This is a genomic window from Mycobacterium timonense (genome assembly GCF_025821985.1).
Lineage (GTDB): Bacteria > Actinomycetota > Actinomycetes > Mycobacteriales > Mycobacteriaceae > Mycobacterium > Mycobacterium avium.
In genome coordinates, this window is the sequence record NZ_JACKSY010000004.1 from 22,805 (window position 1) to 45,488 (window position 22,684).

Annotated in this window: 35 protein-coding genes, 2 pseudogenes and 1 other annotated feature; of the genes and pseudogenes, 23 read left to right on the forward strand and 14 right to left on the reverse strand. The window is 63.6% G+C overall.

The window, feature by feature from the left end; all coding sequences use genetic code 11:
* The first annotated feature begins 231 nt into the window (after nucleotides 1-231).
* From H7I87_RS00435 to H7I87_RS00445, 3 genes are all read left to right on the forward strand, one after another.
* Entirely contained in the window at nucleotides 232-525 is a 294-nt protein-coding gene (locus H7I87_RS00435) for a hypothetical protein (protein WP_083071484.1), read from the forward strand.
* 57 nt (nucleotides 526-582) lie between these two features.
* On the forward strand, nucleotides 583-918 hold the full coding sequence (locus H7I87_RS00440; protein ID WP_083071483.1) for a hypothetical protein: 336 nt from the start codon (nucleotides 583-585) through the stop codon (nucleotides 916-918).
* Between the two features lie 67 nt (nucleotides 919-985).
* Nucleotides 986-1,237, forward strand: coding sequence for a hypothetical protein (locus H7I87_RS00445; RefSeq protein WP_083071482.1), 252 nt, complete (start codon nucleotides 986-988; stop codon nucleotides 1,235-1,237).
* A 61-nt stretch (nucleotides 1,238-1,298) separates the two neighbouring features.
* On the opposite strand, the gene H7I87_RS00450 is transcribed toward H7I87_RS00445, so the two are convergent.
* From H7I87_RS00450 to H7I87_RS00465, 4 genes are all read right to left on the reverse strand, one after another.
* On the reverse strand, nucleotides 1,299-1,556 hold the full coding sequence (locus H7I87_RS00450; protein ID WP_139800121.1) for a Fur family transcriptional regulator: 258 nt from the start codon (nucleotides 1,554-1,556) through the stop codon (nucleotides 1,299-1,301).
* A gap of 262 nt (nucleotides 1,557-1,818) precedes the next feature.
* Nucleotides 1,819-2,307, reverse strand: coding sequence for a hypothetical protein (locus tag H7I87_RS00455; RefSeq protein WP_083071481.1), 489 nt, complete (start codon nucleotides 2,305-2,307; stop codon nucleotides 1,819-1,821).
* 76 nt (nucleotides 2,308-2,383) lie between these two features.
* Nucleotides 2,384-2,683: a hypothetical protein gene (locus H7I87_RS00460; RefSeq protein ID WP_083071480.1), complete on the reverse strand. Its 300-nt coding sequence runs from the start codon at nucleotides 2,681-2,683 to the stop codon at nucleotides 2,384-2,386.
* Between the two features lie 105 nt (nucleotides 2,684-2,788).
* On the reverse strand, nucleotides 2,789-3,073 hold the full coding sequence (locus H7I87_RS00465) for a hypothetical protein (RefSeq protein WP_083071479.1): 285 nt from the start codon (nucleotides 3,071-3,073) through the stop codon (nucleotides 2,789-2,791).
* 686 nt (nucleotides 3,074-3,759) lie between these two features.
* On the opposite strand from H7I87_RS00465, the gene H7I87_RS00470 reads away from it, so the two are divergent.
* The 12 genes from H7I87_RS00470 (at nucleotide 3,760) to H7I87_RS00525 (ending at nucleotide 8,450) form a co-directional block, all read left to right on the forward strand.
* Complete coding sequence (locus tag H7I87_RS00470; protein WP_083071478.1) at nucleotides 3,760-4,674, forward strand: alpha/beta fold hydrolase; 915 nt, start codon at nucleotides 3,760-3,762, stop codon at nucleotides 4,672-4,674.
* Between the two features lie 201 nt (nucleotides 4,675-4,875).
* On the forward strand, nucleotides 4,876-5,094 hold the full coding sequence (locus tag H7I87_RS00475; protein ID WP_083071477.1) for a hypothetical protein: 219 nt from the start codon (nucleotides 4,876-4,878) through the stop codon (nucleotides 5,092-5,094).
* A 329-nt stretch (nucleotides 5,095-5,423) separates the two neighbouring features.
* Nucleotides 5,424-5,654 carry a hypothetical protein gene (locus tag H7I87_RS00480; RefSeq protein WP_139800120.1) on the forward strand — a complete coding sequence of 77 codons (231 nt, stop codon included), beginning with the start codon at nucleotides 5,424-5,426 and terminating at the stop codon, nucleotides 5,652-5,654.
* A gap of 200 nt (nucleotides 5,655-5,854) precedes the next feature.
* Nucleotides 5,855-6,061, forward strand: coding sequence for a hypothetical protein (locus H7I87_RS00485; protein WP_139800119.1), 207 nt, complete (start codon nucleotides 5,855-5,857; stop codon nucleotides 6,059-6,061).
* A gap of 29 nt (nucleotides 6,062-6,090) precedes the next feature.
* On the forward strand, nucleotides 6,091-6,387 hold the full coding sequence (locus H7I87_RS00490) for a hypothetical protein (protein WP_083071476.1): 297 nt from the start codon (nucleotides 6,091-6,093) through the stop codon (nucleotides 6,385-6,387).
* Between the two features lie 52 nt (nucleotides 6,388-6,439).
* The gene (locus H7I87_RS00495; protein WP_167380289.1) at nucleotides 6,440-6,601 is read left to right on the forward strand and encodes a hypothetical protein; all 162 of its coding nucleotides are present in this window, start codon (nucleotides 6,440-6,442) and stop codon (nucleotides 6,599-6,601) included.
* 54 nt (nucleotides 6,602-6,655) lie between these two features.
* On the forward strand, nucleotides 6,656-7,021 hold the full coding sequence (locus H7I87_RS00500) for a hypothetical protein (protein WP_244179124.1): 366 nt from the start codon (nucleotides 6,656-6,658) through the stop codon (nucleotides 7,019-7,021).
* Nucleotides 7,022-7,170: 149 nt separating this feature from the next.
* Nucleotides 7,171-7,368 carry a hypothetical protein gene (locus tag H7I87_RS00505; protein ID WP_083071475.1) on the forward strand — a complete coding sequence of 66 codons (198 nt, stop codon included), beginning with the start codon at nucleotides 7,171-7,173 and terminating at the stop codon, nucleotides 7,366-7,368.
* The gene (locus H7I87_RS00510) at nucleotides 7,365-7,610 is read left to right on the forward strand and encodes a hypothetical protein (RefSeq protein ID WP_083071474.1); all 246 of its coding nucleotides are present in this window, start codon (nucleotides 7,365-7,367) and stop codon (nucleotides 7,608-7,610) included. Before H7I87_RS00505 ends, H7I87_RS00510 begins: the two co-directional genes overlap by 4 nt.
* A 68-nt stretch (nucleotides 7,611-7,678) precedes the next feature.
* Nucleotides 7,679-7,864, forward strand: coding sequence for a hypothetical protein (locus H7I87_RS00515; protein WP_139800118.1), 186 nt, complete (start codon nucleotides 7,679-7,681; stop codon nucleotides 7,862-7,864).
* Nucleotides 7,865-7,959: 95 nt separating this feature from the next.
* Nucleotides 7,960-8,196 carry a hypothetical protein gene (locus H7I87_RS00520; protein ID WP_139800117.1) on the forward strand — a complete coding sequence of 79 codons (237 nt, stop codon included), beginning with the start codon at nucleotides 7,960-7,962 and terminating at the stop codon, nucleotides 8,194-8,196.
* Between the two features lie 80 nt (nucleotides 8,197-8,276).
* Nucleotides 8,277-8,450: a hypothetical protein gene (locus H7I87_RS00525; protein WP_158085024.1), complete on the forward strand. Its 174-nt coding sequence runs from the start codon at nucleotides 8,277-8,279 to the stop codon at nucleotides 8,448-8,450.
* Nucleotides 8,451-8,454: 4 nt separating this feature from the next.
* On the opposite strand, the gene H7I87_RS00530 is transcribed toward H7I87_RS00525, so the two are convergent.
* The gene (locus H7I87_RS00530; protein WP_139800116.1) at nucleotides 8,455-8,964 is read right to left on the reverse strand and encodes a hypothetical protein; all 510 of its coding nucleotides are present in this window, start codon (nucleotides 8,962-8,964) and stop codon (nucleotides 8,455-8,457) included.
* Nucleotides 8,965-9,235: 271 nt separating this feature from the next.
* Nucleotides 9,236-9,532, reverse strand: coding sequence for a hypothetical protein (locus H7I87_RS00535; RefSeq protein WP_083071471.1), 297 nt, complete (start codon nucleotides 9,530-9,532; stop codon nucleotides 9,236-9,238).
* Between the two features lie 427 nt (nucleotides 9,533-9,959).
* On the opposite strand from H7I87_RS00535, the gene H7I87_RS00540 reads away from it, so the two are divergent.
* Nucleotides 9,960-10,253 (forward strand): hypothetical protein, encoded by a 294-nt coding sequence (locus H7I87_RS00540; protein ID WP_244179122.1) that lies wholly within the window; start codon nucleotides 9,960-9,962, stop codon nucleotides 10,251-10,253.
* Between the two features lie 356 nt (nucleotides 10,254-10,609).
* Here H7I87_RS00540 and H7I87_RS00545 read toward each other — a convergent pair whose 3' ends face one another.
* Nucleotides 10,610-10,792: a hypothetical protein gene (locus H7I87_RS00545; protein WP_083071469.1), complete on the reverse strand. Its 183-nt coding sequence runs from the start codon at nucleotides 10,790-10,792 to the stop codon at nucleotides 10,610-10,612.
* Between the two features lie 137 nt (nucleotides 10,793-10,929).
* Between H7I87_RS00545 and H7I87_RS00550 the strand changes: the two genes are divergently transcribed.
* The 5 genes from H7I87_RS00550 to H7I87_RS00570 all read left to right on the forward strand — a co-directional run bounded on the left by H7I87_RS00550 (nucleotide 10,930) and on the right by H7I87_RS00570 (nucleotide 13,471).
* Complete coding sequence (locus tag H7I87_RS00550; protein WP_417568528.1) at nucleotides 10,930-11,667, forward strand: DUF2786 domain-containing protein; 738 nt, start codon at nucleotides 10,930-10,932, stop codon at nucleotides 11,665-11,667.
* 112 nt (nucleotides 11,668-11,779) lie between these two features.
* Entirely contained in the window at nucleotides 11,780-12,295 is a 516-nt protein-coding gene (locus H7I87_RS00555; protein WP_083071468.1) for a TIGR04338 family metallohydrolase, read from the forward strand.
* A gap of 118 nt (nucleotides 12,296-12,413) precedes the next feature.
* Entirely contained in the window at nucleotides 12,414-12,743 is a 330-nt protein-coding gene (locus H7I87_RS00560; protein WP_244179120.1) for a hypothetical protein, read from the forward strand.
* A 69-nt stretch (nucleotides 12,744-12,812) separates the two neighbouring features.
* Nucleotides 12,813-13,241: a hypothetical protein gene (locus tag H7I87_RS00565; RefSeq protein WP_139800115.1), complete on the forward strand. Its 429-nt coding sequence runs from the start codon at nucleotides 12,813-12,815 to the stop codon at nucleotides 13,239-13,241.
* A gap of 38 nt (nucleotides 13,242-13,279) precedes the next feature.
* A complete protein-coding gene (locus H7I87_RS00570; RefSeq protein ID WP_083071465.1) occupies nucleotides 13,280-13,471 on the forward strand; it encodes a hypothetical protein in 192 nt (63 codons plus the stop codon).
* Nucleotides 13,472-13,785: 314 nt separating this feature from the next.
* On the opposite strand, the pseudogene H7I87_RS00575 reads toward H7I87_RS00570, so the two are convergent.
* From H7I87_RS00575 to H7I87_RS00600, 6 genes and pseudogenes are all read right to left on the reverse strand, one after another.
* Nucleotides 13,786-14,909, reverse strand: a pseudogene (locus tag H7I87_RS00575) (IS256 family transposase).
* Nucleotides 14,910-15,005: 96 nt separating this feature from the next.
* Nucleotides 15,006-15,818, reverse strand: coding sequence for an ExeA family protein (locus H7I87_RS00580; protein WP_083071464.1), 813 nt, complete (start codon nucleotides 15,816-15,818; stop codon nucleotides 15,006-15,008).
* Nucleotides 15,815-17,224 (reverse strand): DDE-type integrase/transposase/recombinase, encoded by a 1,410-nt coding sequence (locus H7I87_RS00585; protein WP_083071463.1) that lies wholly within the window; start codon nucleotides 17,222-17,224, stop codon nucleotides 15,815-15,817. Before H7I87_RS00585 ends, H7I87_RS00580 begins: the two co-directional genes overlap by 4 nt.
* A gap of 64 nt (nucleotides 17,225-17,288) precedes the next feature.
* The gene (locus H7I87_RS00590) at nucleotides 17,289-17,897 is read right to left on the reverse strand and encodes a hypothetical protein (RefSeq protein WP_083071462.1); all 609 of its coding nucleotides are present in this window, start codon (nucleotides 17,895-17,897) and stop codon (nucleotides 17,289-17,291) included.
* A gap of 198 nt (nucleotides 17,898-18,095) precedes the next feature.
* A pseudogene (locus H7I87_RS00595) lies at nucleotides 18,096-18,332 on the reverse strand (IS256 family transposase); the annotation flags it as partial.
* A gap of 102 nt (nucleotides 18,333-18,434) precedes the next feature.
* On the reverse strand, nucleotides 18,435-18,599 hold the full coding sequence (locus H7I87_RS00600) for a hypothetical protein (protein ID WP_158084988.1): 165 nt from the start codon (nucleotides 18,597-18,599) through the stop codon (nucleotides 18,435-18,437).
* A 981-nt stretch (nucleotides 18,600-19,580) separates the two neighbouring features.
* On the opposite strand from H7I87_RS00600, the gene H7I87_RS00605 reads away from it, so the two are divergent.
* Nucleotides 19,581-19,883, forward strand: a complete 303-nt coding sequence (locus H7I87_RS00605) for a hypothetical protein (RefSeq protein WP_083071461.1) — start codon at nucleotides 19,581-19,583, stop codon at nucleotides 19,881-19,883.
* A gap of 328 nt (nucleotides 19,884-20,211) precedes the next feature.
* On the forward strand, nucleotides 20,212-20,637 hold the full coding sequence (locus tag H7I87_RS00610; RefSeq protein WP_083071507.1) for an NUDIX hydrolase: 426 nt from the start codon (nucleotides 20,212-20,214) through the stop codon (nucleotides 20,635-20,637).
* A 731-nt stretch (nucleotides 20,638-21,368) separates the two neighbouring features.
* Here H7I87_RS00610 and H7I87_RS00615 read toward each other — a convergent pair.
* A protein-coding gene (locus H7I87_RS00615; protein WP_085989543.1) for an IS3 family transposase occupies nucleotides 21,369-22,630 on the reverse strand; the annotation gives its coding sequence in 2 pieces (ribosomal slippage) (nucleotides 21,369-22,327 and nucleotides 22,327-22,630; 1,263 coding nt in all).
* Nucleotides 22,200-22,331, reverse strand: a sequence feature (AL1L pseudoknot). (Overlaps the previous gene by 132 nt.)
* Nucleotides 22,631-22,684: the final 54 nt, after the last annotated feature.

The window sequence follows — 22,684 nt, forward strand, 5'->3', positions numbered from 1 at the left end:
GCTGGCAATGCTGATGCCGGGCGGTCAGTCCACTCGAATTGGGCCACTTCGGGCACATCGGCGCCCGGTATTCCCAGGCCCGCGGCCCAGACAGGTGTGTTCTCCAGGCGCGGGACACGCCGGGCCGCCCCGGGCTCCCGAAGAATCCGCACCGCGGCCGTGGCGAAGCCAGAAACCCAGCCTGCAGGTCGTTAATGTCCAGATCGGTGCGCTGAGGCACCAAGGGGGGACATGCCGGGGATCCAACAAGTAGTCGGCGTTGTCAGCGGGCACGGCTGGCAACTCGACTACGACGGTTTCTCGCCGGGGCGCATGCACATCTGGCGCCACGGCGACACCAGTGTGCACATCGACTACACCGCCGGCGATGTGCAATGGGCGCACGTCGAATGCTGGCACGGTGTGGTCATGACGAGCACCGACGGTGTGGCCGATGCGGCCGATCGGCTCGAGCTGGTCAAGAACTGGCTCACCACCAAGGGGCTGCCGTGGCACGACTGCGGCCATCCCCGGACAGCCCGGTAGAGCAGCGTGCAGTCCGAAACATGTTGTCAGATCACACAACCAAGGGGGAAATGAAGAATGAGTGTTCGCGCCGATGTCTATCTGAATGAGTCGCCAGATCACTTCTTCGGCTACAAAGACGGGCACCTATTGACCAAAGCCGCATCGTTCGACTTCGACGCCGTGGTGCTAAGCCAATCCGCAGACGGTGTGGCGTCGGCCCTGCACACGATCTTCCGCGAACTCAACATCGACGATCCCACCGCGTGGTGGGCAGTGCGCTACCGCGAAGACCGGCACCGCAGTCTCAGCGTCGGCGACGTTGTGGTTCTCGGCGAGACCGCCTGGGCTGTCGCAAGTGTGGGCTGGGAGCAGGTTGTCTTGAAGGCCGAGCAGATCATTGCCGTCGCTTGAGCCCAGACCCGGATCGCAGTAGCCGGCAACCAACATCACCATCGCAGGACAAAAGGGGGGATTCGCGATGGCCGACACTGTAATAGAAATCGATCCCAGCGAACTGAGCCCGATGCAACGTGAGGTGAACCGCGGCCTGATGGTCGCGTTCATTAACGCCGGGCTCCTTCATCGGGCACATCTCGACGTCCGCAGATCGATAGTGCTATACGACGAAAGCGCAACCTTCGCCTACGCGACAGACGAATTGCCGTCCGACAACCAGCTGAAGGCGCTCTACGAAAGCTCCGGCGTCCGATATTGGTCGCGCGGCTGCTGATCGCAATTGCTCGCGCCAGCAACCGAGCGCGTGTCGGTAGTGGACACACCGCGACAGGACGTCACGCTATTGATGCACGACGGGGTTGGTCGACGCGTAATTGCCAGTAGCAGTGTCGGCCTACTGCACCGTGGCGGGTCACCTGGCCCCGCTTCTCCAGGATCTTGAGGTTGCGGTAGACAACTTCATGAACCACGTTGGTACCTAACGTATCTGCTAAAGCGCGCCGAAGATCGGCCGTCGACGACACCGCTGCGGTATCACCCAACATGCCCAGCAACAGCCGACGGAGATCTCGCGCTGCGATGAGGTTGGTCATGGCGGGCAGTGACCCTGATACGTGGTTAACACGGTGGCCTCGTTAGAAGGTGACATCAGCAGTGGAGAAACATGTTTCGGTTCTGACAACGGATGTGAACATAGGCGGCCAAACAACGACGCCAGTGAATAGCAGCAGTCTATCGTGATCGCTGCGCGGCTGTCCCGGGCGTGTCTTGCCACTGCCCATCTGGGTGTTATGCCGTGGCGGGTGGCGCTTATGGCGCTGAAGAACACTGGCAGGACTGTGGCCTCCCGCGGTTTCAGCCTGGCTGGTGCACGGAAATGCGTTGTGCGACTTCACGGTACAGATATGGGCTGTTGTAGGTGCCGGGGTCGGTGATATTGACGACCGTAGCCATGATCGGCCAGCCACATCGCTGCAGCCACTGATCGAAAGACTCGCCAGCGGTGTAGGGTGCGTGGACGATCACGGCGAACGCTGGCCCGGCCGGCGAGGTCTCCAATCCGACCGCATGGACAACGGTCGTGATGATCCCAGCCTCTGCGGCGAGACGCTCAGCGAGGACCTCGACAGCGAGCTTGGCCGCCTGAGGGTGCAGGCAGCCGTCAGCGCCGGCGATGACAGACCACGTGTGGGCGCCAAGGAAATCGGCGTGGTAGCGCAGCGGATCGGCGATCCAGACGGCAGCCGCGCCGTGAGCGTCCGCGACGTCAACGGTGAAGAACTGCGCGCAGGCCTGGCCGCCCCATTGCTCCGGTGTGATCTGCTGCCCGGCAAGCTCACACATCGTGGTGGATGGTGAAATGTGCCTCATCTTCGATAGTCCCCCTGGGTTGCGCTAACCCGCGTCACGGCGGTTGCTGTCACAGCTCGTCGAGGGCGGCGAAATAGTCGGACATGTCGAATGTGACTGTCCAACAGGGCGAAAAGGCGGCGCCGCTCGACTGAGGGAAGAAGTCCAACGACAACTGTTTCGCGTATTCGCGCTCAGCGCGCGTCGGGAAGCCATATTCGCGGGCGATCGCAACGCGGTCCGCATCGGTCATGCAGGTCGCAGGCGTCCCGAGGACCACACTGCTGCCGCCGTTGCGGACGGCGGTGACGAGTGTTGCCGAGCTGGCGGGCTCGCACTGCAGCACAACGGTGTTGGTGTGGGTGCTCATAGAATTCCTTATCGGGCGCGGGTGTCGGTGCGGATGGGTGACTGACGGCGAGGGACAGAGAACAGGACCGTTGAGGGCAGTGGTGAGCCGGTCGTCGCGCAGTCGTCATGCCCGCAAGCGCAGAATGCTGTCGGTAGGGATCAACCAGTGGTGACCGCCGCCATCCAAGGGGCCCAACACCAGGCGGCTTGGCTCGCTGCGCAGCAACACGCCAGTAAACGTGTGGCTGCCGGTCGTGACCTCAACGGGCCCGAATGGGCCGTCGTCGAGGATATCGTCAGCAGCAGCGCGCACCAGGGCGGCGAACGTCCCGGACCAGCCGTCCCCAGAGTTGGCGAGGTCGAGGTCGTAATGACCTGTGTTTGGGTAGATTCGAGCCTGTCCAGCCACCCCAGTGTCCCCCCTGGTTGGTTCTCTGAGCAGGGTACCGCCCGGAGGCTGGCCGTCATTGGCGGCGACACGTCGTCATCGGGGCTTCCTCTGCAGCCCCGATGGTCTGATCGGCTGGGGCGGCTTGGCGGGATTTCCGGTGCGTCGCGGCGGACCTCCCACCAATCGGTGCGGTCCGGACTACGCTGACAGCAGCGCTCGAGGAACGGCCCTCTCCCCCCTGGGCCGCGACCTTCGTAGCGCAGAGCGTGTTTCATGGCACGCTGCCGGCCCGGTCGCACCGTTGATCCCCCTCTGCGGTGTCGCCGGGCCGGCATTTCTGTGACCCGGGCCCTGTTGACCTACGCCGGGTGGTCACGCGCGCGCCAGCGCACACCGCTTGCCCGCGTTGCTTGTAGTAGCACTCGATCGCGGGCGCCCAGCTCGATATGGCGGGCCAGAAAGTAGGGGACACGCCCACAGGTGGCCCATTCCAGAGTGTTCGCAGTGCCACTATCAGGAATAGGGGAGGGGGATTCGTTCCAGTGCACACACGACGCCAGTCGACTTGCGGAGGACGCGCCGAGACCAGTCGCGCTGCACACATCGGTCCCCGCCATAACGCTCGGGAGCGCGGCGCGCTTCACCACCGAAAACACAGGCCGTAGACCGCGGCCGCGACCAGTCTTGCCGGGGGGAAGATAGACATGGGCGCAGCCAAATTGCGCATCGTTCACGCCAATGATGGCACCGCGATCGCCGTGCGTGAAGTCGGCCCCGACGATGCGCCCGTCAAAGTCGTGTTCTCACACGGGTTCTGCCTCAACATGAATGCCTGGGCGCCGCAACAGCGCCACCTCGTGCGTGATCTCGGCAGTGACGTCAAACTCGTGTTCTATGACCACCGCGGCCACGGAGCGTCAGCCGCGGCCAACCCAGCCACCTACACGCTGCCCACCCTGGCCGGGGACCTGAACTCAGTGGTCACCGAAACTACGTCGCCGCACGAACGCAGCGTGCTCGTCGGGCACTCCATGGGAGGCATGACAATCCTCGCGTTCGCCGCCCGCTACCCGCAGACCTTGCAGCGCGTCGGCGGGGTCGGACTGATTTCAACCGTGGCGGCCGGACTAGACACCTGTGGGCTCGGGCGAGCGTTACGAACCCCGGCCGTCCCATTGCTGCATTTGGCCGCGAGTTGCGCGCCCACAGTCGCCGGTCATGCCTGGAGGGTCGCGCGCCGCTCAGTGGCTCCGCTGATCGGCATTCCAGTCGCGAATTGTCCGGCGGCGCTGGCTAATCAGCGATGTGCCCGGATGATCACCGAGACGTCGATAGTCACGATCACCGCCCTGCTGTCGGCGTTTCGCTGTCACGATGAAACAGCCGGTCTGGCTGCGTTGGCGGCGCTGCCCGCACTTGTCGCCTGCGGCGACGCCGATCACATCACGCCGATATGTCACTCGGTGCGGATCGCTCAAGCTCTCCCTCACGCCGAAGTGCTATGTGTGCCCGGCGCTGGCCACATGCTCGAGCTGGAACGGCCACGTCTGATCAGCGACGCAATCGGGCGCCTGGTGGAGGCGGCCCGTGGGCGCCAACTAGCCATGGTGGGCAGCTAGACCAGGCGACCGGATCGGGGCCGACGAAACGTTGACGGACGTGGTCTGGGCGGGGAACTGAGCGTGCCGGCAGCTTTTCCGCGTCGCCGGCGCGGAAGGGGAGATGCCGTGCCCGAAGCCGACCGAATTTTGTCCGCCGATTTCCGTGCGTGATCGCGTGTCTCTACCACGATTCCGCTGCTGATATCGGGCAATCTGGAAGTGACCGACTACCAGGGTTCGTTGCCGGAGCACGAACACTGTCGGGTCAGTTTCATGAGAACAACCGGAATGCAGGGGCCGGGAATGTATTACATACTGACGGTTTGTCGAGACCGCGAGCGTAGCGGCCACCAGCTGGTAGTGCACTGGGACGACGACGACCCCAACACCGTTATCGCGCAGACCTTCACCGCTGAAGCGATCACCAATGACGCGTGATAGAGCAAGCAGCGGCCCGCATAGGTTTCCGCGTCGTGTCCACAGATTCCGACAATGCGGCCCGCGGTTGGGCGCTCGTCACACGCTTCGACAGTGACCGGCCATTCTTCAACCCGGCGGACCGCTCCTGGTCATCCGTTGCAAGCAGGTAAGCGTTAGCGCCCGATCACCCCAGCGTCGCTTAAGGCCGCTGCTGGGGGCCGACAGCGGCTGATGGGCAAGAACGTCGGTGAGCGACGTGTCGCTCCCATAAAGCGGCGCCGCTGTCCGGTCACACTAGGTCGTGGACCGCGCCGCGGGCTGGCGCGCCGGCAAACTGGGGGTGTGTCATGACGGAGGCAACGATCCATGCTGTCGCTCGAATGATCGATCCTGCGGCCGCCCAGCTGGCAGTCGCGAGCGCGTTTTCGACGTTGGGCAGTCTTGCCGAATGGGACTCAGAAACAATCGAGTGGGTCACCCAGGATCTGCTACGAGCTTTTCCGACTGGACTGCCGACGGTCACCGATCAAGACGAGGCCGCGTTGGAATTCTGGCAAGCGGTAGTCCAATCGCGCTAGGAGTTGACCCGTAATTACTTGTGCGTTTGAAGGTTCCAGAGTCCGGCGATGATTTGGAGGCTGTGATTGATGGCATCGGCGGACTGGCGGCATTGCAGGCCACGCCCCGCGGAAACAAACGCCTATTTCAGCTCAGAGAAACCATGATCACAGAAGGATGCACCCCTAGCGGATGCCAGTGCTCGTGCCACCGCCCGGGTATGAGCATGTTCATGTCTCATGTCGCGCCGTGCTGCTCCGGCAAATTCGACGTTCAGGTCGACGACTACCAACAGGCCATCGCAGCGGCTTCCGGCGAGGTTGAGACACGTAACGATCCTGAATTCGGCGGCGTGGACGCCGGCGATGGCGACCGTGCGTATGAGAGAAACCCTGCCGCAGAACAGCATCAGCAACGGCTTGCATAGCCGCTCATAAAACCCAAACGGAGGACACGATGGCGACGGAGGAGACGATGGCGCGAACGATATTGCCGGCTGAGTTACTGGCTCGGCTAAACACCGAGGGGCGGATGGCTGCCTCGCGGTCTCGTTTTGTTGATCCCGATGCTGTCGCCGACGTGAGAAAGTTGCTCGCAGAGCGTGGTGAGGAATGGGCTGCCAGCGTCCTAATGAGGGATATCTCGCGCCGTTCAATCGCGTGCCAACAGTTGCCGTGGCTGGATCCGGGAGAGTTAGAGACGCTCGTTCTTGCGGACAAAGCGGAGTTCGAGCAGCTTATAGCAGGCCTGTAGAACAGCAGCGGGTGAATTCCACCGCAATGAGCGAAACACCAAGGGGGACAGCATGGATCGCAACGGAATCACGTTGTCGCGTGATCAGCTTGAGAGCTGGGCCCGTAGGCCATTGACCGATGCCGAGGTCGATTCGATCGCCAAATGTATTCCGCATTCGTCGATTCCCGACGCGATCGAAACAATCGCGAACGAAGCCATCGTCGATGCCTAGGACGTCGAGTGTGCGCTGACCGTTAGCAGGTGATGTCGGCAAGGGGGAGTGAAAGTGGGTTACCAGATCGATCTGAGCCAGGTTCCTGTCGAACACAAGGGCGAGCCGCGCAGCGGCTGGTATCAGCATCCCAGCGGCGTGTACATAAGTCCGCTTGTCGTGGCGAAGCACCGCATGACCGGCGAACCGCCGCAAGCGTTTACATACGAGGCGTGGAGGCACGGAGGCTGGTACGTCGCAGAGACCGTGTGGCCCAACGGCGGGTGCGGCTGTGTGTCGCGCAACTACGCCGACGGCAAGTGGCGGATCGCTTGTGACCCTCGCCCGTTCGGTGAGCAGCCGACGTTCAGGACCCGTGAAGACGCCGCTCGCGGTGAATGGTTGTTCGTGAAAGCGCTTGTGGAAGCCACGCCGTGGTAGCACGAACCCGGCGGCCGGGGCTCTGGGTGTGTCGACATCGGAATGGTTCGGCATCGTGGCAGCCGTCGACAATCCGCTGGCGTGGCCAGGGTAAGGCCGCGAATACAGCAACGTGCGATCGCTGAGGAAATGAGGATGTTATGCGCTTAGTGACGATCGTGGTTGAGGAAACTGCGGTCTATGTCAAACGCGGTATCGAGGTCCCTGACGACGTCGACTTGTCGGACGCCCACACAGTGTGGGAACTGTGGGCCGAGCACGGCGGGACAGACCGCGACGACCTCGACGGTGTGATCGACGCCGAAATCTCAGTCGACATCGAGCGCGGCAACGGCATCCGGCGATGAAACCGGATAACTACAACGTCATCTTGCGAGTGCTGGATGTCGATGGCTACGAGACTGGCATATCCCATAGGGGCCCGAAGATCGCCAGCCAGCAGTTGGTTGATCAGGCAGTGCGCTCTATCCGGGGTCGCTACGGCGTTCACGTCACCCATACGCTGACCTACCCGACGGGCAGTTTTCACCGGGTCGATAACGGCGAAATGTTCGCGCGCATAACCTTTTGGCGCGACCAGGGTGAGTAACGGCAGGCCGCGCCAGCGGATCCCGCTCAAGCCGAGCCGCTAGAACAACAATGGAGGAGGACGCAAACGTGAGGTTCACTGTGGATGCCGCGGAGCTGCAACGGGTGTCGCGCACCTACATCGTCGAGGCCGACTCGATCGCGGACGCAGAAGCAAAAGCGTCAATCGGAGACACAGTCGACGAGTGGGACGCATTAAAGCAACCCGAAGTTGTGGACCGCACTGTGTTCGAGACGAGACCCGACGACGACTAAGAAGAGCCTTATCACTGGGAGGCAACGGAGCAGGGGCAACAATGTCAATGTCCGCGTCCGCGCGTGACGAACTGCACGATCCCCGAGGAGGATGAGTGATCCTCCAATGGCGAAGGTTCGAGGGGCCAGGCGGCGAGCGGGCCGATGGCACCGCTGGTATCTACTTGACTCTAAACACTGGAAAGCTGGTGCAGCTCTACTTCATGAATCCCGATGAGCCGCTATGCCCAATCAACCGCGAAAGGGCCCGACTGTACATGGAATTCGCCACGGTCGATGAAGCCCATCGCTACGCCCAGTACGACGACGATATGAGGCGGTTACGACCATGACAGCAGGCAACGCCTGTGGCGTGCATCCCCAATTACGACGCGCGCAATCCGCGCCCAAGTTACTGGCATAAGGAGCCATGATGCCGCAGCACTTCGAGACTCCCGCCGATGCGGCCGCGTATGCGGTCATTGACAACGCTCGCCGAGCCGCCGAATTGACGATCAACGTGCACGCCACATCGTCGGCGTCGGCGCGCCCCTGCGCTCACGGCTACTGGCACGGACACTGCCCGCTGTGCCACGGCACGACCTGATGTATTAGCGGTCTGCTTGGTTGCGCAGGCGCGGGATTTCCAGCGCCTGTCCTGACCGCGCCGCGGCGCGTACGCGCTCGCGTGTGTCCTCGGGAACGTCAGTGTCGGTGGGAACGGTGTCTGGATCTATGCGCAGGACATCTAGGAGCCGGTACAAGTCGTCGTTGTCGAGTCGGCCGGCGCGATGCTCGTCGATTCCCACCGCCAGGGCCTCAATCGCGATCCGCGCGTTGAGCGGGTAGTTGATGAACTCATTACCGCCCCAGGCCATCGCTTCGCGGCCTTCGCGGTGAACACGTTGAATCGCAGCACCGACGTCGTTGCCGAAGTGCTTGAGCGTTCGGCGGGTCGCGTCGTCGAGGTCCTCGTTGGCCAGCGCTGCGGCGGCGAGGTCGCGCCAATTCTGGAGCATCTCGAGTACACGGCTGCGCATCCGGCGATCCAGGAACGCCACCGATCGCCACAGCATCCGCACCTGCTGGGTGTAGCGGCGATCCCCTTTCTTCGATGACACTAGATGAGCCCGCAAGATACGCCCGAAACGCTCTGGGGAGCCCGTGAACTGTTCGGCGACCCAGGCCGGGGTCACTCGATCAGGTAACTCAGCCTGCGACAACGGCACAGGATCCCATGGATTCACCCGATATACCGTACGACCACAGGCAGGCGTTGTCTGCACCCGCCGGCCGTCGGCGGAGCGAAGGGGAACCGACATCACTCCCACCCCACCCTTGCCCGGGCTGCGCTACCGCGCCGCCACCGGTGATCGCGCCGGGTAACGCCGGTCATGCGATCACCGGCTCGTGTCCGAAGCAATAACCAACCGTTTTGCATGGTGGGGCGGATAGGTCGCAGAACGCGAGCCTGTAGGGCTGCCACTCGGTCGCGGCTTCAGGCGGTTGGTGGCCATACGTTCGAGGGGTAGCCATACGGACAACGAGTTGCGGATCTAGCGCGTTGTCGATGCGGCTGTCGATGTAGTCCTGTGCCTCAGTTGCGCAACGGAAGTTTGACGCGTAGACGCCGCGGCCGCGGCCCGGAACAACGAACTCGATGCCGAACTCCCTGATCATCTCGCTCACTGAACTACCTCCAGCCGCGAGTGCATCAATCCGATGACTGACGTGTCGGCCAGCCCTAGCAACAGCGTGAGTTGTCGCAACCTCAACGACCCTCCCCTTCCTTACCCCGCGAACAGGGCTGATGCATTAGAGATGCCCACGGCGGCTGCACGGGTCTATGGCGCAACGGGCGTGCAGCCTCTCTAGTCCAGGTTAGAGACGCTCCCCATCCGCTCGTCGGGTGCGACACGCTCACCGCGGTAGGTCGGGCCATGGCGGAGTCACGTCAAACCAGAGTGTCGGTGGTGAGCGCTAGCGTCCTGCTTGTCGGGACAGAATTTCTCGCCGCGGTATCGGTGACCGGCCCCGGCTGGCCGCCGGGGCGGTCGAATTGGGGGATTACATGGGGCAGGAGCCATTTTTCGCTAACGGACTGCAGGGCGAGAGCGTGAAGGAGCTGGCTTCCTTGCTCGAAGATCTACCGAAGCGGTCCCTGGCATTGACCGGAGAAGGTAAAGATGCCCAGCGGGACAACGACACTCGAGCGGGCTGGGCGGCGCGGGCGCTAATCGCGTACGCCAAGCAACTCAACGAAGCCAGCCTTACCGAAGAATTAGAGACGGTCGTGGGCGACCTACTCGGAGACCTGCGGCATTTGTGCGATGCGCTGCAAGTCGATTGGGACATCGTCGCCAACAGATCAGAGTTCTACTACCTTACCGAGATAGCCGGCACGCTCTAGAAAAGGCCGCGTGATGCGCTGTGGGAGCGCACATATCGTGCCTGCTGGACTACGAATGATTACAGTGCCGCAAACAGCCCAAGGTGGCCTGGTAAGGCCATCACCTCTCGTAGTCATCACGCGTCCAGCGCTGGATGGTGTTCGTCGATTTGCCTAATAGATCGGCGATTTCACGGACAGATCCGTGAGCGGCCCGTGCATCGCGGACCGCGTGGCGCAGTGCGGTGTTGGCCTTATCAGCGGCACGTAGCGCAGACAGCAGGCGGGAGCGCTCCGGTTCGGGAATGCTGCCCGGTGGTCGACCGCGGGGGCGGGGGCTCACCTGCCCACCTTCCGCGTTGGAGGCCGGTGTTTGGTCATAGTTCTCGCTTCCAGTCGTGGCGATGGCCCTTGCCCGGCCGCTTCAGTGCGCGGGCGTCGTTGCTGTGCGGGCCGGCGGCGTTGCCGCGGTGAGTTTCAGCGCGAGCGCGTCGCCGCGCCTTCTCGGCTTCCTGTATTTGGTCGGCTAGTTCGCGGTTGGTTTCGTCGGGTGAGGCCACGGATGAATCGTAGCGCAGAGTGACACAAAAATAAGAGGCAATAACGTAGCGAGTATCGCTACAAAAATGCTAAGGTCGATGTCGCCCCCGAGCCGCGGGGAAGCTGCCAGACACCAACAAGGGGAGAGACGTCGAAAATGACGTGCGCGGAGAACAAGAACCTGCAACGCATCGCCGGCCTACTTAACAAGGCGGAACACACTGACAATCCACACGAACGCGACGCATACATGGAACGCGCACAACAACTGGCGACACTGAACGCGATCGACCTGGCCAAGGCCCGCGCCTTCACCGCCGCGCGCAACCCCGTGGCCACCCCGGTTCAACGCACCATCACCATCGGTAGGAGCCGCCAACGCGGCCTGCGTACCTACGTCGACCTTTTCCTGGGCATCGCGGCCGCCAACGACGTGCGCGTCGACATCGAGACCACCGCCACCAAGGTGTACGCCTACGGCTACCCCGAGGACATCGATATCACCGAAACTCTCTACGTCAGCTTGCTCACCCAGATGGTGATGGCCTGCACCGCATTCCTGGCGACCGGCGAGTACAAGAACGAAACAGTTCGGCGCAAGGTGCGGGCCTTCGATGAGGTGCTCGGCTACTACTGCTACGAGTGGCGGCGGGTACCAGTCACCAAAGTCACCGCGCGACTGGAATTCCAGTCAGCCTTCGCGTCTCAGGTCGCTCGCCGCCTCCACGCCGCTCGCCGCACCGCCGAAGCCGAAGCGGTCAACAACGACGACACGGCTGCTACCGGCCAGCCGGCACCGCGATCGTGCTCGCGGAGAAACGCGCCACCGTTGACTCCTACTACAAGGGCAGCTCGCCCGCGCGAGGCTCATATCGCGGGCACCGATCGAGAGTGAACTCCCGGTTGGGTCGTGACGCCGGCGACCGCGCCGGCCGTGCCGCACGACTATCGGCCCCATCGTCAATTGGCGGCCGCGCAGCGGCTATCGAACGGGCAGCGAGCTGACCATGGCTGAGCGTGATGTCCAGAAGAGCAGGGTCTACCACGCCGAGGAAATCATGCGCAACATGCTGCGGAACTGCGCCGAGAGCGGCAACCCCGTAGTCACCGTGAACGGGATCACGGTGACCCTACCGCCGGAAGCCCGGTTCGGATCACTTCAATCCGTGCAGGACTACATCGATCGAGTGTTAGCGCATCCCGCCGTTGTGGCGCGGTTCGGCCCGCCCGGGCCCGTTACAGTGCGGGCCCGGCGCGGCACTACCCAGGCCCACTACGAGCCCTGCGGGGCGGTGATGGCGATACCTGATCACGGCAGCCTGTGGGCGCTGCGGGAAACCGTTGTGCTGCACGAGATTGCCCATCACCTCGACACGAGCGGCGGCGCTCACCATGGCCCACGGTTCGTTGACACCTACTTGACGCTGCTCGAGGCGGTGATCGGGCCGGAGGCTGCGCTGGTAATGCGCGTCATCTACGCAGACAACGCTGTTGTGAGCGCAATCGGCGACGGAGCGCGGTAACCGGCCCGCTCTCGGGCAGGGCGAATCCAAACTGGCTGATGGTTTATGGCTGGCGGGCGTGTCGATGGATCTCAGACGGCCAGACCACGGCTTAGGCTCCCCCAAGGGGGGAAGACAATTGAGTGTTTACGCGTGGCGTATCGATCGCGATCATCTGGGCAGCGGCGTGGATGAGTGGGGGATCGGGTTGGAAAGCTGCGTGGGCGTGGTCGGCCCGCGCGATGCGCGGCTGGACGGTGACGGGAAGCCCACCGGCTACCCTCATCGCCACGAGTTCCGCATGTACGACGACGACGGCGAGCTGTATGTCACCGGCACCCTGTTTTGGGACGGTGATGCCGAGCCTGATGAGAGCGTCTTGTTTGGCCCGCTGCGCGACTACGGCGCCGGGGGCCTCGGCTGCACCCGCATCGCCTTCCCCGGCCGACCAGAGTGGGAAATCGGCTGAAATCGCCGAAAGCAAAGCGCCAGAACGAAAGACAGCCGATAACAGATCGCCATCGAACCGGGGGATGACATGACGGCGAGCAATAGCGTGTTTGTTTCCGCGCCGACGATAACGGCGCGAGAGCTGGCCGAGGAGATGCTGGCACTGCTAGGGACGCCAACGGCTCGGATAGCAACTGCTGAATTCCACACCGCCGCAACAGAATCGCCGGAGTTCAAGATCCCCGCGGGGACCGACTATCACGGGTACGTCCCATCGCAGGGCTTGCCAGTGTGGCTGCGGGTAGGCGTGCTCGACGAGAGCTACCGCGCGCAGGTACTAGCCGACTATGACGGATCGCAGCTGATTCGCGAAGCGATGTTCGGAGCGACACACCTCGCCCGCCTCGTCTACAGCTACGGAGGGGGCATCGAAGCCAACGTGAACGCGGCGATCGCCCAGCTCGCCGACCGCTACCCGCTGCGGTGGGTCGATGATCTGGGTGCGCTGCACCGCTGACGCATCCAGGCCTGGACCGTAACAAGAAGGGGAAGGCAGTGGCGTTGTTCCGTGACCGCGGCACAGGCGAAGAGCTAGACGATGCCGACCTCGATGACCAGTACCACGCCTACGTCGCAGAGCTGGAAGCCGAGCTGCCGGACGTACAACCGTGCTCGTTCAAACACTGGCTACGCGGCGAGCTCCAAGACCGTTTGGTTGAAATAGCCGGCGGCACAGAGGGGCCATAGCGCAGGAAGCACAATGATCGCGGTTCGTGTAGCACCACCCGATATGCCTGCCTTTCTTTAACACCAAGGGGGAAAGCCACGAATGCGCACATGTTTCATCGCTGACGGAACTGCAGTGTATGGGATCACCGCGACCGGCCGCGTTCACATCGCGGATACCGAAGCCGAGTCATGGGCCCACACGATCGCCGAGGCACTCAACAAAGACCCCGACGTGTACGTCGTCTGACCAGAACACCCCCCGCGCCCCAGCTATCGGGGCGTCGCGGGTTCGGCCGGGTCCGTCAGATTAACGGTGTAAGTGGCATCTTCGGTTAGTTGTTCTCGCTGGCTGGTATGCGGTCGGCGAAGGTGATCGCGAAGGCGTTCAGTGCTGGCTTCCAGCGCATAACCCACCGCCTTTGGCCGGTCCCGGTTGGGTCCAGCGACCGGGTGACCAAGTATAGGCATTTGAGGGCTGCCTGCTCGGTGGGGAAATGGCCGCGGACCCGCACGGCGCGACGGTAGCGGGCGTTCAATGATTCGATCGCATTGGTCGAACAAATCACCTTCCTTATCTCGGTGTCGTAGTCCAGAAACGGAATGAACTCCTCCCAGGCGTTGCGCCACAACGCAATTGCCGCCGGGTAGCGATGCCCCCACTCGGCGTCGAATGCATCCAGGGCCTCCTTGGCCGCGGCGGCGTTGACCGCGGTGTAGATCGGCTTGATCGCCTTGGCGATCGCATCCCGATGCTGGCGCCCGGCGTAGCGGAAGGTGCCCCGGATCAAATGGATGATGCAGGTCTGCACGATCGTGTCGGCGAACACCGCGTTCACCGACGCCGGCAGTCCCTTCAACCCATCGCAGACCAGGAAGAAGATGTCGACCACCCCGCGGTTGCGCAGCTCGGTCAGGACAGCCAGCCAATACTTGACTCCCCGTCGCCCTCGCCGGCCCACATGCCCAGCACGTCACGATGGCCCGCGAGATCGACCCCGATCGCCGCGTAGATCGGCCGAGGCCCGACCTGGCCGTCGCGGATCTTGACGTGCAGTGCGTCGATGAACACCGCCGCGTAAACGCGTTCCAAGGGCCGGGTGTGCCAAGCCGTCATCTCCTCGACCACCCGATCGGTGATCCGGCTGATGGTGTCCTTGGACACCTGGGCGCCGTAGATGTGGGCGAAATGGGCGCTGATCTCCCCGGTGGTCAACCCGCGCGCATACAGCGACAACACCACCTCATCGACATCGGTCAGCCGGCGTTGGCGCTTCTTGACGATCTGGGGCTCAAAGCTGCCGCCACGATCGCGCGGTACGTCGATCTCGACGGCACCGCACGCATCGGTCAACACCGTCTTCGGACGAGTCCCGTTGCGGGAGTTGCCACTTCCATGCCCTTCACGGTCATGCTTGTCATAGCCCAGGTGCTGTTGACCGGCACTCAGGATGAGCATGTTGGCGGCGTTGAAGTTGAGGATGTGTGGGCTTGAAATGACCCCGCCGGCAGGCGTCCGGCGGGGTTGGTGGTGTTCGGGGTGTCGGAGTGGTGTTCAGTCTGCCGTGACTTCGGTAACGGCGGTGCGGGTGGAGGATTCATCCACGATGGCCTTGTCGGCGGCGAACGCGGCGACGAGGGCTTGCAGGGCGAGGTTGTTGACCGCGCGCGGATAACCGCGGCTGGTCTGGTGGATCAACCCGATGGCGTCGTCGGAGAACAGGGCGTCGTCGCGTCCGGCCAGCTTTAGGTGATGACGCAGGTAGGTGCCGGTCTCGGTGTCGGTCATGGGCGCCATCGTGTAGCGCAGCCCGATGCGTTGGTCGAGCGCGGCGAGCACGCCGAGTTTCATTCGCCGCCGCAGGGTGGGTTGGCCGATGAGCAGGCAGGCGAATGGGCTGGAGGAGTCCAGGTCGTGATTTGTCAAGAGCCGCAACGCTTCCAACTGGTCATAGCCCAGCAGGTGTGCCTCCTCGACGACCACGACGGGGGTGCGTCCGCGCTCGGCTTGTTCGGCGGCTAGCGCGTCGGCGGCCTGCGGGGCGAGGGTGGCGTGGTGGGTCAGGGGTTGCCCGCCGAGCGAGGCGACGATGCGGTGGTGGATTCCCCGGACGCCGACGGTGGGGTCGGGCAGGTAGATGACGGTGTGGCGGCTGGCATCCAGGGCGGCCAGCGCGGCGCGCACCGCGACGGTTTTACCGGCGCCGACCTCGCCGGTGATCACGCCGATGCGGCGGTCGGCGACACACCAGCTGATGCGGGCGATGGCTTCGTTGTGCGCGGTGTGGCGGTGCAGCATGCTCGGTGCCAGGTCGCGGCCGAATGGCATGCGCGAAAAGCCGTAGTAGGAGATCAGTTTGTCCATCATTTCGGTTGGGCCTCCTGGCCGGTGAGTAGGTCGAGTTGGCCGGGGATCTGGTCGGCAGCCCCGGTGAGGGCGGCGTAGTTGACACCGCGGGCGAGTTCGGCGGCGTGCGCCGTCTCGATCACCTTGGCGTAGTCGATGCCGGACGGTTGCGGTGGCGCAGTGGGGGTTTCGGGTTTGGCCTTCGGGTGTGAGTGCCGTCCGATGTGGTGCGGGATGGCCAGGCCCATCGGCGCGCCGGCGACCCGGACCTCGATGCGGGTCAAATCGAACGGGTCGAACACCAGCTCCACTTTCCGCCCGACCAGGCACGGGTCGACCTCATAGGAGTTGCCGTGCAGCGCCACGGTCGCGGTCTTGGTCACACGGCGGTGCTCCTCCCATAGGAACGCCTCGGTCAGCGTCTCGGTGCTGGGCAACGGAAACGGGCCGCCGGCGCACCAGCGGTCCAGCGGTGTCTGCCCGGTCTCCGAATGCACGGTTCGGTGATAGACGGTTTCGACCCAGGCGGTGAACAGCCGGTTCAACTCGGCGAGGTCGGCGACGTGGTGGCGGCCGGCGACGTCGGGTTCGCCGGTGATCTCGACCAGGAACTGATCGCGCACGGTGCGGAAGAAGCGCTCGATTTTCCCGCGTCCTTCGGGTCGGCTTGGGGTGGAATGGATCAGGCGCACACCGAGTTTCGCGCATGCCCGCAGCAACCATCGATCGACGAACGGTGATCCGTTATCGACATACGCCGCGCGCGGCACCCCGCGTGACGCGAGTGCTGGTCGCAGCGCTACGGCCAGCCGCACGGTGTCCTCGGCATGGCCCCAGCGGTAGCCGGCCAACAGCCGGGAATGATCATCTAAGAACGCGAACAAGTAGGTCTTGCGGAGCTGAATACGTATGCCGTGCAACACATCCCCAGTCCACAGGTCGTTCGGCGCGGCGGCCTCGAACCGTCCGAACACCGTCGGTGATTCCTTCGCGGTGGGGCCGGCGAGCCCGAGTCGGTGGAAGTTGCGCTGCAGGGTGCGTTCGTCGGGTGCCCAGCCCAGCTGGGTGCGCAAGATCCGCTGGATCGCCGCGGCGGTGCGATCCGGGTTCTCTCGTCGCAGGGCCACCGCCAGCTCTAGCACCTCGGCCGGGGTGCGCGGCGTGCACTGGCGCGAGCTGGGCACCAGCACATCAAACCCGCCGGCCCGCCAGTCCCTAATCCAGCGGTCGATGGTCTGCCGGCTGATGCGCACCCGCCGCCCGAACGGGTCAGTGTGCTCGCGTGACGCCAGCTCGCGCACCATCTTCCCCCGCTCCTTGGTGGAGTGCACCGGATCAGCGGCCTCCCGGATCAACTGGTACCGAAACAGCCCGATCGCCCGGGCCCGCTCGGCCCGCACCTTCTCCTCGTCATCGCCGACCGCCACCGGCCGCCTCCTTTGCTGTCCGTGAAACACACGACAGCGCACAGATTTACGGCCCAATCGACCGTTACGGCAGGGTCGACTCGTGTTGCACCCGCTCGCCGGGCCAGTCCGGCGCCAACAACCGCCCACCCGACACCGCCACCGCGGTCTCGACCAGCGACACCACGGGCAGCGAAAACCGGCGCCCGATGGCCGCCGCGAGTGCGCCGATCACCACTACCGCGTCAGCGAACACGCCGCCGGCGGCATCCGGCATCACCGGGTCAAAATCGATTCCTCGCAGCCACACGGTGAACACCGAGCGCACCGCCTCGGCCCGCTCGGCGAAACGCCGCAACCAGCCGCGCACCGTCTCGGCCGGACGAGCCAAATCCGCGGCGATCCGGCGAAACCCCACCCGGCGCGTGGCCTTCGTCGCCAGCGCGGACACGATCACCGCTGCCGCGTCGGCGCGACGCAGCAACGCCGTTACCGGCAACAACACATGCGTCACCCGACAACCAGTGCACCGCGACCGACGCGGACACAGCTCCACCGGCCCATCCGGGCCGCGCAACTGCCGCACCCGCGCCCGGCCCCAGCCCGCCAGCACCCCACCACAGGACGGGCAGCTCAGCTCACCGGCCGCCAGCCTGCGCTCGACTTGATCGACATCTGCTTCTACGGTGACCACTGCGCCTCCAAGCGCGCACAGACGGCCCTCCCGTAGCACTCCGGCAAGAGACGACGGGAGGGCCGTCGCCTACCAATAACCTGATCACCGTGCCGCCCCGGCACCACGAACAACAAACCAGGGCACGGCAAGCCCACCCCCTGCTCACCCTCAGCGCCGGGCCACTACCCCCACGTGCTCACCCTGAATGCCCGCGAACAGGTGCTCGGAGAGCTCTTCGTCGAGCGCGGTTTCGATCACCGTCTTGGTGATCGCTTTAAGCAGCCCATCGGGGCCGGTCAGCGCCACCCCAGCATCACGGGCCTGGCGCACCGATTCGCGGGCGACTTCCAACTCGTCGACCTCGCGACCTTCGGGGACCTCGATCGCCGCCGAAGCGGCCTGCTCCTTAGCGTTCTGCGATGGCGTCACAGCCACGACAGTCTCGGTCATCAAGCGACCTTTCCGCCCCCGACACACCGGGGGCCGTCAGGCCACTTACACCGTTATTGCGACAGTCCCGTTCGGCCTGCCTTCACTGTTGTCGGCAGGAATCGTTCACTTGCGGTGCAATGTGACAGCCTCGTGGACATCATCGTATGTGATGGCGAAGCCGGCTAATTCTGCGAGAAGATCGATCGCTGTGTCGGCGTTGTCCGAGTCGCCGTACTTATACCAATTTGCTAGTGCCGTTTCGATCATTTCGATCTCGGATTTATCCATGCATCCCCCTCTGTGTTCGTTGTGGTAGCCGGTGTCGTGCAGGGCTTCAGGACGGCGCAGGTCTGCTGTTGCACCGCGGCCCAGGTGTGGGGTTCATCGGATTGGCTCTTGTGGATCGAAATGGCCGAGCGACTCGAGGCGGGCGTGCAAGAAGTTACGACGCATGTGATCGGGTGTTCCCGCCGATGATTCGAACAGCTCCGCCCAGCGTCTCCTGGCGAGCAATGAACTCCGCTGGACAAGTGACGAACACTTGGCCGCGTACACCGTGCTCGTTCAGATGTGGCCCCACGTTGTCGTCGATCCAAAACGCAAAGAACGTACGTCGCCCAAACTGGTCTGGGCCCAAGTCCTGAAATGAAAGCAAGACCTCTCCATCGTGTCGAAAGTCAGCGATAGCAGGGACCCTGGCTCTGCCAGAAGTGCGGTCAGCGGCATTGATTGTCATCCCTATTCCCCCCATGCGTACTCTGGAAAACCCTTGAGTGCGTACCGTTCTCACCGCGCGCGTTGGCCATCGCCAGCAGCATGTGGCTGCTTCGGATGACAGTTATGAGTGTGATACCTGGCCGTGTCGGGAATGGGGCAGTGACACGGCTACCTGGCCGGGTTTGTGGTTCGGGCCAAAGGACGCTGATTAGGGCCGCGATGATAGGACGACGTCGATGTTTCGGTCACGATCGGCCCCGTGAGCAAGTGCCACCCGCGGACCTGTCGCTGCCGGCGTTCGCGAAGTCGTCATGACGGCGTCCGGGCAGCAATCGCGTCCGCTCGGTGCGGCAGTAGCTGAATAGCGCCTGGCTGCGCGTGTTGCAGCTCTGCGGGCCGCCGCGCGCAAGCGAGACTGCGTGACAGGGCCCGGCCGCATAGTCCGGAAATGGGGCGGGCGATATCTGTCTATAGGGAAGGCGAAATAGCGATTAAGTCGCTGATCTGAGAAGGAGGCGACGTGTTGTGACGACGCCGCCAGTGTAGGGCCAGTTGCTGGGCTACTTGGAAGCTGGGGTCAAAGTCGTTGGCCCCGTGGAAAACAACAAGGGGGAGCCTCTGATGGCGTTTCGTATCATAAGGACCGAAACCATCATGTATGTGGTGGACGTGGACAGGGCCGAGGTGGAGGAGCAGCTCAGTTACTGCGAACCTGCCGGCCTCGACGACGGTGAGCTCCGCGCGGAGCTAGAAGATGCGCTGCAGTCCGTTGACACGGTGAGCGACTGGGCGGTCGAGCGTACGGAACGTCACGGCGACGTTCAGGGCTCGACGTTTTGCGTGCGGGTGGTGTAAACCCAGGCAGCTAACAGCGTCGTCGCAGCACAGTAGAGGACCCTTAACATCGCCCAGAGATTTCGGATTGGGATGTGATCATGTGGTGATGGAGTTTAACCAGCCCGACGGCCGAACTGTGGAGATCACCGACCGGGCGTTGCGTGGCTTCAGCGACGACAACAAGTGCTCGTTCTATGAGGGCATGGCGGCGGCGTATCGCGGAGGATCCACGGAGCCCGGAGGATTGCTGGGGTATGAGCAACCAACCGCGCCGAAGTCGTGCAGTCTGCTGACCAAACCGGCGAGTGCCGACTCCGCAGCTGAACCGAGACGGAAGGCCCCCGAATTGGCAACCCCACCGAAACACTCAGTCAGTGTCGCCGGCATCGTCATAAAGACCGATGGCCGGGTCCTCGTGATCAAGCGAGCCGACAACGGCCAATGGGAGCCGCCCGGCGGTGTCTTAGAACTAGACGAATCCTTCGAAGACGGTGTTCGACGCGAAGTCTTGGAGGAAACCGGTTTACGTGTAACGGTGGAACACCTCAGCGGTGTCTACAAGAACCTCACCCATGGCGTCGCCGCCCTTGTCTTCCGATGCCGTCCGGCCGCCGGCGACCCTCACCCTACCGCCGAAGCGCGTGAAGTTCGTTGGATGACTACAGAGCAAGTCAAAGCCTCGATGACCCCAGCTTTCGCGGTGCGCGTACTGGACGCCTTCGACGAGGACATCCACTCTCGCGCCCACGATGGAGTCAACCTCGTGGGATAGCGTGTGCTATCGCTCGTGCTTGGAGATGTTTTCCGCGTGCCAGCCCTTACTGAAGGCTGCCATCAGGTGTGTTTTCTCGCCGACCTCGGCGTCTTTGAGTTCGGCATACATCCGCTCGTCGGCGAGTGGTGATGCTGGCCGACCGGCCAGGAACGCGGCGCGACCCAGCTGTTCAGCGTCTGCTTCAGTAATCCTCGGCTCCTCACTGGTTGATCAGCTACGGGGTTCTCGTCGGCTCGCGGTTCATGGGCGGACGGTTACCAAGTAGAGCCACGTGGAGACGGCGGCGGAGCGGGGAACCGGCATTATTAGCGGTGGTATGGGCCGTCGAGGATTCGGCAGTGCACGGAAAGTGGTGGCGCGTATATGATTTCGCCGCAAGCGGTGCATGACCAGGTGGTGTGCCCGCCGGCGCAGCTGCAGCCGGCGTGGCCCACAGTGACTTGTCGAGGTCCCAGTGGGTGATTGTTGGGGCAGCGCTGCGGTGGGTAAGTGATCCAGCCGCCGGTGGTGCAGCGGACGAGCTGGCCGATCTGTGGCATAACCAGAAGGGTATCGGAGTTCAAGGGGCCCGGTGAAACGCCCTGGGTTTCCCGGAGGCTCGGGCTATTGGATTCCGATCAAGGGTTGGTCGGTCCGGTATGCATCGTAGAACGCAGCTTCGAACTCGGCAGGTGGGATGTCGCCGAGGTAGCTGTGTTGAAACGCCCTGGGTTTCCCGGAGGCTCGGGCTATTGGATTCCGATCAAGGGTTGGTCGGTCCGGTATGCATCGTAGAACGCAGCTTCGAACTCGGCAGGTGGGATGTCGCCGAGGTAGCTGTGTAGTCGGCTGGTGTTGTGCCAGTAGACCCAGCTGAGCGTCGCCAACTCGACGTCTTCGACGGTTTTCCATGGCCCGGTGCGGGCGGGGCCGTAGATCAGTTCGGCCTTGTAGTAGCCGTTGACCGTCTCCGCGAGAGCGTTATCGAAACTGTCCCCGACGGTCCCGATTGACGGGACTGCGCCGATCTCAGCGAGCCTTTCCCCGTAGCGAATGGAGGTGAATTGCGACCCGGCATCCGAGTGACATCTCAAGCCTGGCAACATATTTCCACGTGACCACCGCGCCATCTCCAACGCGTCGAGCACCATCGAGGTCCGCATATGCGAGGCTACCCGCCAGCCCACGATCATCCGCGAATACGCGTCGATGATGAAGCACACATACGCCACCCCGGCCCAGGTCGGCACGAACGTCAGGTCGGTCACCCAGAGCTGGTTCGGGGCGGTCGCGGTGAAGTTGCGCTTCACCAAATCCGGATGCCGGGCCGCGGCCGGGTCGGGTTTGGTGGTGCGGACCCGTTTGCCGCGCCGGACTCCCTCGATGCCGGCGGCCCGCATCAGCCGGGCCACCTGATCCCGGCCGACGTCATGACCCTCGCGGCGGGCGGTTTTCCAGAGCTTGCGGGCCCCATAGACGCAGTAGTTGTCTTTCCAGAGCTGACACAACGCCGGCCCCAGGACGGCGTCCCGCAGGGCCCGCGCCGACGGGACCCGGGCTTTGGTGTCGTAGTAGGTGCTCAGGGCCACCTGCAGGCCTGCGCTGCGCAGGACGGTGCAGATGGGCTCGACCCCGAACTCCTCGCGATTGGCGTCGATGAACTCGACTATTTCTTGTGTTGGCGGTCGAGCTCCGCCCCGAAGAAACTCGCTGCACGTTTCAGAATCTCGTTGGCGCGCTTGAGTTCTCGATTCTCCTGCTCGAGCTCCTGCACCCTTTTCGACTCCGCGGTCGTCACCCCGGGTGCCAGGCCTTCGTCGATGTCGGCCTGACGGACCCAGGTGCGCACCGATTCCACTCCGTAGCCGAGCTGGCGAGCAACGCGCTGCACCGTGCCCTGCTCGGTGCCCAGCTCCGCCCGGAGCGTGCGGACCATCCGTACCGCGGCGGCCTTCTCCTCGGCACTGTATCGACGCGTCGTGGGTTTCCCGGGCGACTGTTCCTTCGGCATACCTGCATCCTCGTTTCCAAGGTCAGGAGCCTCCGGGATTTCCAGGGCGTTTCA